Annotated in this window: 7 protein-coding genes; 5 read left to right on the forward strand and 2 right to left on the reverse strand. The window is 69.8% G+C overall.

All coding sequences use genetic code 11. From position 1 onward, the window contains the following. The first annotated feature begins 201 nt into the window (after positions 1-201). Positions 202-2,907, forward strand: coding sequence for a hypothetical protein (locus tag CA984_RS21015; RefSeq protein WP_086574954.1), 2,706 nt, complete (start codon positions 202-204; stop codon positions 2,905-2,907). A 160-nt stretch (positions 2,908-3,067) separates the two neighbouring features. Here the strand turns inward: CA984_RS21015 and CA984_RS48760 are convergent, their stop codons facing one another. Together CA984_RS48760 and CA984_RS21020 are read right to left on the reverse strand one after the other, a co-directional pair. After that, on the reverse strand, positions 3,068-3,199 hold the full coding sequence (locus CA984_RS48760) for a hypothetical protein (RefSeq protein WP_278249047.1): 132 nt from the start codon (positions 3,197-3,199) through the stop codon (positions 3,068-3,070). 325 nt (positions 3,200-3,524) lie between these two features. Continuing rightward, on the reverse strand, positions 3,525-4,100 hold the full coding sequence (locus CA984_RS21020) for a zinc-binding dehydrogenase (RefSeq protein WP_207620964.1): 576 nt from the start codon (positions 4,098-4,100) through the stop codon (positions 3,525-3,527). Positions 4,101-4,374: 274 nt separating this feature from the next. Here CA984_RS21020 and CA984_RS21025 point away from each other — a divergent pair, with 274 nt between their 5' ends. Genes CA984_RS21025 through CA984_RS21040 form a run of 4 tightly spaced genes read left to right on the forward strand, consistent with a single transcriptional unit; the run spans position 4,375 to position 8,106 of the window. Further along, positions 4,375-4,767: a GntR family transcriptional regulator gene (locus CA984_RS21025; RefSeq protein WP_037937648.1), complete on the forward strand. Its 393-nt coding sequence runs from the start codon at positions 4,375-4,377 to the stop codon at positions 4,765-4,767. After that, positions 4,764-5,651 (forward strand): ABC transporter ATP-binding protein, encoded by an 888-nt coding sequence (locus CA984_RS21030; protein WP_086574960.1) that lies wholly within the window; start codon positions 4,764-4,766, stop codon positions 5,649-5,651. The genes CA984_RS21025 and CA984_RS21030 overlap by 4 nt, the downstream gene beginning before the upstream one ends. After that, positions 5,648-6,691: an ABC transporter permease gene (locus CA984_RS21035; RefSeq protein ID WP_086574962.1), complete on the forward strand. Its 1,044-nt coding sequence runs from the start codon at positions 5,648-5,650 to the stop codon at positions 6,689-6,691. Before CA984_RS21030 ends, CA984_RS21035 begins: the two co-directional genes overlap by 4 nt. Further along, on the forward strand, positions 6,688-8,106 hold the full coding sequence (locus CA984_RS21040) for a S41 family peptidase (protein WP_086574971.1): 1,419 nt from the start codon (positions 6,688-6,690) through the stop codon (positions 8,104-8,106). Before CA984_RS21035 ends, CA984_RS21040 begins: the two co-directional genes overlap by 4 nt. Positions 8,107-8,175 lie beyond the last annotated feature (69 nt).

The following is an 8,175-nucleotide window of genomic DNA, read 5'->3' on the forward strand; positions in this document are numbered from 1 at the left end:
CGATGGTGGCGCGACAGGAAACCAAGGTGAGGGCCGAGGGTATGAGACGGTCCGCAATGAAAATGTGAGTCCCGCTCTGGTTGTTTCGGTCCAACCTGACAGGTTGTGATCTTTTTTTGATCATTGTGGGCGTCAATGCGCTCTTTTAGCGTCATCGGCGTGGGCCCTCAGGGCCTGGCCGGGAGGCGAACAATGGCGTTTATGCGGGCCAAGACCACAGGGTTCACCGGGATCATCCCGACACGGGAAGCCCCGTGGAGGGCGATGTTCCTGCGGGGCGAGCGGGTCGCACAGATCAGCGAGACAGGGCTGGTGTGGGAAGGACCGCTGACAGACATCCACCAGAGGAAACTGACACTGCCCGAGCCGTACGCCAGCTGCACCGAGGCGGCGCTCGACCTCCACGTGCCGTACACCAGCACGCGGATGGTGTTCATCGCCGGCGACCGGTGCCTGGACTGGGAATGGAACGTCGGACAGAAGTACGAGGGGCCGGTCACCGGTCTGCCGAACTTCGGGCCCTACCTCCCGGCCGAATACCGCAGCGACATCGACGCCGCGATGCAGGTGGCGGGCACACCGTGGAAGACTCTCCTGATCAAGGGCGAGCGGTGCGCACTGATCGCCTGGGGGCGGGGCGTCGAGTACGAAGGGCCTCTGACCGCACGAGGTGAGGCGGGGTGGAAGAAGCTACCCGCACACATGCGCGGCGACTTCGACGACGCCCTGATGCTCTATGCCGGAGGCAACAACCGGACCGTGTTCATCAAGGGCGACCAGGCGATGGACTTCCACTGGATCGACGGGCCCACGAAGATCGGCCCGTGGGCGCAGGTCCTGCCCGGCCTCGGCGCCCTACCAGCCGCCTACCGAGCACCCCGGCTGCCGGCCGCGGGGCGTTTCTCCGGCACGACCGACGATGAGGGGGACAATGAGCGGGTCGATCTCCGTATCGATCTGACAGGCCCGGTGCCGGTGATCTCCGGTGACACGTTCTCCGTCTCCACGGGCCAATACCTCAACTCCTTCGTCCTGAAGGGCGGCCAGCCCGTCACGTTGCCCGCCACCATCTCCGGCACCGCGGAGTTCGCCGACTCCACCCAGACGCCGAAGATCTCGGTGGTCGTGGACAAGCTCGCCCCCGGCGGCACCGCCACCCTCACCCGCAGCGCGGACGACGGGACAGACGCCACCACCTTCACCTGCGCCTACGTCTCCCGGTTCCTGCGCACCATCGACTGGGAGGTCGACGCCGTGGCCGGCACCAAACCGGCCCCCCAGTACTTCACCGGCACCGATCCCCGCCCGCCCGGCCTGACCACGAAGCTGATCACCGTCCAGTCGGCCTACGCCGAGGCCGGGATCGAACTACGCACGGCCGGCACCGTCAACGAGATCGGCATCGACAAGGCAGGCGCGGACCTGAAGTGGTCCGACGCCGAGCTCCATGCCGCGATGGAAAGCAACTTCAGCGGCCACCGCAACACCGAGCAGTGGAAGCTGTGGAGCTTCGTCGCCACCCGTCACGTCGACGGCAACCGGGGCATCATGTTCGACTACGACTGGGACGACGAAGGCGAAGGCAAGGACGGCCCCTGGGAAGACGACTTCCAACGCCAAGGGATGGCCGTGTTCTCCGACGAACTGGTCGAAGATGACGGGCCGGAAACACGCAAGACGCTCCGCACCTGGGTGCATGAGATCGGCCACGCCCTCAACCTGCAGCACAGCTGGGAAAAGGACAAGCCCGGGCCGCAGGGCGGCCACGGCGACCTGTCGTGGATGAACTACGACTATCAGTACTGGCGCCCAGGCGATACGGGCAGCGAGGACCGAGAGGTCCGCGTCAAGGCCTACTGGGCGGCCTTCGCCTACCAGTTCACCGACGATGAACTGCGGCATCTGCGCCACGGCTTCTACCGCAACATCGTCCCGGGCGGCAATGCCTGGGCGCAGGGTTCCGCTGATCGTTCCGCTCCGACGGAGTTCACCCCACCGCCGACCGGCCGGTCCGGACTGCGGCTGGAGCTGTACGGCCGCGACACCTTCTCCCACGGCGAGCCCGTCGTCACCGAGATCAAGCTGTCCCTGGACGGCACCACCGGCCAGGCCGCCGCCTTCCCCAACCTCAGCCCCCGCGGCGAGCACCTGACCATCCTGGTCACCGACCCGGCCGGAGCCGTCCGCCCGTTCCGGCCGATCGCCCGCGGCTGCGGCAGCCACCGGCCTATCACCCTCGACGCCGCCACCCCCGCCCTCTACGACAGCGCCTACCTCGGCTACGGCGCCGACGGCCTCACCTTCACCCAACCCGGCACATACCGGCTGCGCGCCCTGTGCAAGGCCCCCGACGGCTCCACCGTCACCTCACCCGAGCACACCATCCAGATCAGCCCCCCGCAGAGCCAACACGACCGGCAGGCGGGCGACCTGCTGATCGGCGCACAACAGGGCACCCTGCTGGCCCTGCTCGGCTCCGACGCCCCCCAACTGGCCAGAGGCAACGCCGCCCTGGATCAGCTCATCACCGCCCACCCCGACCACCCGCTCGCGCTCTACGCGCACATGGTCAAAGGCACCAACGCCGGACGCCACTTCCTGACCCTCGGCAAGAACGGCATCGGCGTGCGCCCCGCCGACACCGCCACCAGCATCGAAGAACTCGGCGCGGTCGTGCAGACCACCCTCGACCCCGGCACCGACGCCGGGATCGACAACATCACCCTCAACGCCACCATGCGCCGCCTGGCCCGCGCGCACGCCCGCGCCGGCGACCTCAAACAGGCCGATGTCGTCCTGGACCAGCTCGTCGACACCTTCCGCGACAAGCACGTCCCGCCGCCGGTCCTGGCCACCATCGCCGAACAGGCCGAAACCACCCGCACCCAACTCCACGACCAGGCCTGACACCGCGCCGCCGCCACCCGCGCCGCCCGCCTGACCGCTACCGCTGATGGTGACTCACCATCAGCGGTAGCGGTGGAGACGCGTCCGGATCCCGGCACATGGCAGCGCGCAAGCCCGGCGAGGGGGCCGGATTTGTTCGATCACACTCAGCAGTCCGGAGTCAGGTCGCGGCCCGTCCGGCCGGCCAGAAGAGGGCGAGGGCGGCCAGCTCGACGCCGACCGCCACGGCGGGCAGCCAGCCGCTTCCGTACCTGTCGAGTACGAGCCCGCCGAGCGCGCCCCCGCCCGACAATCCGACGTATGCCGGTCATGACGAAAACGAACTGTGGCTACTCAAGGCCGTTCCCTGGCGCCAGAACACGGCGGCGGACACGCCTGGAACACTGCGGCGGATCACCGTCCCAGATTCGTGATGCACCAGCTGGCCGGTGACTGATCCAGCGCGTCATCCCGTACCAGCAGATGCTCGACGTCGTCCGCTCGGTCCGATGAGTCCAGCGCCCCGGGTCGGTCAGGCCCGCTACCAGCGGCAACGCTTAGAGGGTGTTGCTGACCTCCGAAAACGCTTTTGATCACTAAGAGCCTGCCGACGAAGGGGTTTGGTATCGGGATTCGTGTCAGGAGACCGCCGCCGCGTCCGGGCCGCGCGGTCCAGCCAAGGGGCAGGCGCAGGTGACGGTGATCTTGCCGAGGGTCCCGGTACGGAAGGCGTCGAACGCCTCGGACGCACGCTCCAGCGGGAACGTCGCGGTGACCGGGACGCGCAGCTCACCGGCGGCGGCCAGGACGGCCAGGGTGGCGGGGGTCTTCGGGGTGAGGTCGGCCATGATCGGGTGGACGGTGACGCCGTCGGTCTCGACGGCCTCCTGGGTCAGGCCGGGGGTGGAGGCGATCCGTCCGCCCTCACGCAGCAGCCCCACCAGCTGGGCGGCGTCGCCCACCAGGTGCAGCACCACGTCGACGCCCTCGGGGGCGAGGGCCCGGACCTGGGCGTCGAGATCGGCCGCGTAGTCCACGACCGCGACGTCGGTGCCGGTCAGAGAGGCGGCGAAGGCGGCGTCGGTACCGGGGCGGGCGGTGGCGATCACACGGGCTCCGCGGGCGGCGGCCAGCTGCACGGCAAGCGCGCCGGCACCGCCGGTGGCGCCGGAGACGAGTACCGTCTCGCCTTTCTCCGGGGCGGCGGCCTCCACACTGTTCAGTGCGGCCGTCCCGGCCAGCCCGAGCGCAGACAGGCCTCCACCGCCTCGCCGTACACCTGGGGCGATCTTGACCGAGGGGGATCACGTCGGCGGCGCCGGCGCTCATGGCGGGGCTCTCCGCCTCTGCCGCAGCGTAGGGCTGCGGCCGGGCTGAGGAGCGATGGACCGCTTCGGACGCCGCCGGGCGAGGCTGTACACCGATCCTTATGATCCTTTAACATCTGTGACTCTAAAGTACTAGCAAGCTAGATATATGGAGAAATCGATGATCGAGTTCCATCTGGACGGCAGGTCGGGTGTTTCGCCGTACCTGCAGCTGGTCCAGCAAGTACGGCATGCGCTGCGGCTCGGCGTGCTGCGCGAGGGCGACCAGATGCCGACCGTCAAGGAGGTTGTGGCGCACCTGGCCATCAACGCCAACACCGTCCTGAAGGCCTACCGGGAACTCGAGCACGAGGGCCTGGTCGCCGCCCGGCCGGGGGTGGGGACGTTCGTGACGGCGACGCTCACCAACGCCTCGCTGGCCGCGCACGGCCCGCTGCGGCTGGAACTGCGGCGCTGGCTGGCCAAGGCCCGCCGGGCCGGCCTCGACGACGAAAGCATCGAGGCCCTCTTCATGACGACCTTTCGGACCGCCGCTCAGGAGGACATAGCGTGAACACTGTCTTACAGGCCCAGGGGCTGGGCAGGAGATACGGCAAGCGCTGGGCGCTGCGCGAGTGCACCATCGACATCCCGGCGGGCCACGTCGTCGGGCTGGTGGGTCCCAACGGAGCCGGCAAGACCACGCTGCTGAAGCTGGCCAGCGGCCAGCTGGAGCCGACGGTGGGCGGCATCACCGTGCTGGGCGGCCGTCCCGCCAGTGGCCCGGCGCAGTTGGCCAGGGTCGGGTTCGTCGCCCAGGACACCCCCGTCTACGCCGGGCTGAGCGTCGCCGATCACCTGCGGCTGGGAGCGCGGCTCAACCCCCGCTGGGACGCCGCCACGGCGCGGGACCGGATCGCGCAACTCGGCCTCGATCCCGCCCAGCGGGCAGGCAAGCTGTCGGGCGGCCAGCGTGCTCAGCTCGCCCTCACCCTGGGCCTGGCCAAGCGGCCCGAGCTGCTGATCCTGGACGAGCCGGTCGCCTCGCTCGACCCGCTGGCCCGCCGCGAGTTTCTGCAGGGGCTGATGGAGGCCACGGTCGAGCACGAGTTCAGCGTGGTGCTCTCCTCCCACCTGGTCCCCGACCTGGAACGGGTGTGCGACTTCCTGATCGTGCTCGTCGACTCCCGCGTCCAGGTGGCCGGGGAGGTCGACAAGCTGCTGGCCACCCATCACCGGCTCACCGGCCCGCGCCGTGATCCCGACCGGCTCCCCGCCGACCAGCATGTGGTCTCCGCGCGCCACACCGACCGGCAGAGCACGTACGTGATCCGCACCGACGCCCCGATCCATGACCCCGCCTGGGCGGTCACCCAACTCAGTCTGGAAGACCTCGTCCTGGCCTACATGGACAAGCGCAGCGCGGACCAGCGAGTCGCCCTGGAGGTGCAGCGATGATCTGGCTGACCTGGCGCCAGTTCCGCGGCTCGGCCGCGATGATGGCCGCCCTGCTCGTCATCCTCGCCACCGCCCTGGCCCTGACCGGCCCCGGCTTGGCCTCCGACTACTCCGCCGGGATCGCAGCCTGCACCCAGGACAACACCTGCGACCGCTTCTACGACCGGTTCTTCGGCGGGCACGAGACCTCGTTCACGGCCCTGACTCTCGTCGTGCTGCTCCTGCCCGCCCTCGCCGGGCTCTTCTGGGGAGCACCGTTGATCACCCGCGAGCTGGAGGCGGGCACGCACCTGATGGTGTGGAACCAGAGCATCACCCGCGGCCGCTGGCTGGCGGTCAAGCTCGGGCTCATGGGCTTGACCGCCATGGCCGTCGCCGGCCTGTGCGGCCTCATGGTGACCTGGTGGTCCGACCCTCTGGACAAATCAGCCGCTGAGAACTTGGCCCTGATGGCTCCCCTGGTGTTCGGCGCGCGCGGCATCGCCCCGATCGGGTATGCGGCCTTCACCTTCGTCCTCGGCGTGACCGTGGGCATGCTGGTGCGCCGCACGCTGCCCGCCATGGCCCTCACCCTGGCCGTCTTCGCCGCGATCCAGCTCGCCATGCCGCTGCTGGTCCGGCCCCACCTGATGCCCCCGATCACCTCGACCTTCGAGCTCGGCAAGACGAACGTGGACGGCATCGGCATAAACCGGGACCGAGGCGGATATGTGGAGATTCAACTGAGGTCGGCTGTTCCCGGTCACGCGGGCGCCTGGGTCCTGTCCGCCAACCTGGTCGATCCGTCCGGGCGTACGCTCGGCACCGGTGCCGAAGGCGCCGCCCGGATCTCCACCACGTCGGGCCCCTGCGCACCGTCGGCGGCCGGCGGGGGCGGCTGCATCGTCGAGATCAACCGGCTCGGCTACCGGCAGCAGGCGACCTACCAGCCCCTTGAGCGCTTCTGGCCCTTCCAGTGGATCGAGACCGGGATCTACGCCCTGCTCACCCTCGCCCTCACGTGGTTCTGCTTCTGGTGGCTCCGCAGGCGCCTGTCATGACCGTCATCAGGGCCGCGACCGCCGGGCTCGCCCTCCTCCTGGCGGCGGCCTGTACGGCACCGGCGCCGCCGCGCAGCCAGGCGAGCACGGCAGCCGGCACGGTCTGCGCAGCGCCCCAGGGAGCTCCCGGGACGGAGACGGCCACCACGATCGACGTCATCGAGCAGGCCTACTTCTGCATCCTCGGCAACTACTACAGCGGCGCCACGCTGGACGCACGCTCGCTGCTGAGCGCCGGATTCGCCGCCCTGACACAGGAGCTCAACCGCAACGGACGCGACGTGCCCGAGGCGGGCATGCCGGCGCTGACCGGCGACCGCGAGACCGACTGGACCGCCTTCGAGGCCGCCTACCGCAAGACCACCGATCAGGTCCCCGACCTCCACGACAAGCTGGCCGTCGTCACCCTCGAGGCCATCGTGGCCGGCCTCGGCGACAACCACGCCCGCTGGGCGCACGACGTCAAGCGGCCGCCCGACTACTACGACGGCGACGGCTACGGCCTGGGTTTCCTGGCGAACGTCAACGGCCCGCAGGTGGACGGCAACCCCGGCGTCGCCCTCCCCCCGCTGTTCGTCACCACCGTGCAGGGCGGCGCGGCGCATGCGGCCGGGCTGCGCCCGGGCGACATCGTCGAATCGGTCAACGGATCGGCGCCCTTCATCGACGGGAAGGCCACTCCCGCGATCGCCGCCCTCTACCCGGAGTACCCGGAGGCGCGCCCGGTCCGGCTGCGGGTCCTGCGGCAGAGCACCGGCCGCCGCTGGAGCGTGACGCTCAAGCCCGGCCTCTACCAGCGGGATCTGGCCGCCCTGCAAGTGGTGCAGTCGAAGCTGCTGGACGACGACATCGCCTATGTACGGCTGCGCGGGTTCGCTCCCGACGCCGCGGACAGGGTTTTCAAGGCGATCTCCAGGCTGCGTACCGGCCGGACGCTCACCGGCGTCGTACTGGACCTGCGCGGCAACGGCGGCGGCAGCCCCGTGGAGGCGACCCGGCTGGTGAGCGCGTTCGCCCACGGCAAGGTCACCGCCTACCAGTGCACCGTGGACGGCAAGTGCGAAACCGGGCGGACCGACGACACCGTCGAGCTGCTCAACCTGCCGCTGGTGGTGCTCACCGACCGCAGCTGCGCCTCGGCCTGCGAGCACGTCAGCTCCGCGGTCAAGGACCTGCGTATCGGTCAGCTGGTCGGCACCAGAACCGCCGGGGTCATCTCCGGCCCGGCGCAGCCGCACCTGCTCAGCAACAACACCACGCTGGGCTTCCCCACGAGGCGCCACCTGGGGCCCAACCGCGAGGTGATCGACCGGATCGGCGTGCCCCCCGACCACCACGTGCCCCTGACCCCGGCGGACGCGGCCGCCGGGCGCGACCCCGCGCTGGCCAAGGCCCTGACCTTGCTGAACAAGTGAACGGACCTCTCGATGAGAAGACAGATCCTGGCAGTCGCCGCAGGACTGGTCGTCCTGGCCGCCTCGGCC

It is taken from the genome of Streptosporangium minutum (assembly GCF_002149035.1).
Taxonomy (GTDB): Bacteria; Actinomycetota; Actinomycetes; order Streptosporangiales; family Streptosporangiaceae; genus Streptosporangium; species Streptosporangium minutum.

What these genes read in the sequence shown, in the direction of transcription:
- CA984_RS21025 (WP_037937648.1), top strand. Translation starts at nt 4,375, where the DNA reads ATGATCGAGTTCCATCTGGACGGCAGGTCGGGTGTTTCGCCGTACCTG.
- CA984_RS21015 (WP_086574954.1), top strand. Translation starts at nt 202, where the DNA reads ATGCGGGCCAAGACCACAGGGTTCACCGGGATCATCCCGACACGGGAA.
- CA984_RS21035 (WP_086574962.1), top strand. Translation starts at nt 5,648, where the DNA reads ATGATCTGGCTGACCTGGCGCCAGTTCCGCGGCTCGGCCGCGATGATG.
- CA984_RS21040 (WP_086574971.1), top strand. Translation starts at nt 6,688, where the DNA reads ATGACCGTCATCAGGGCCGCGACCGCCGGGCTCGCCCTCCTCCTGGCG.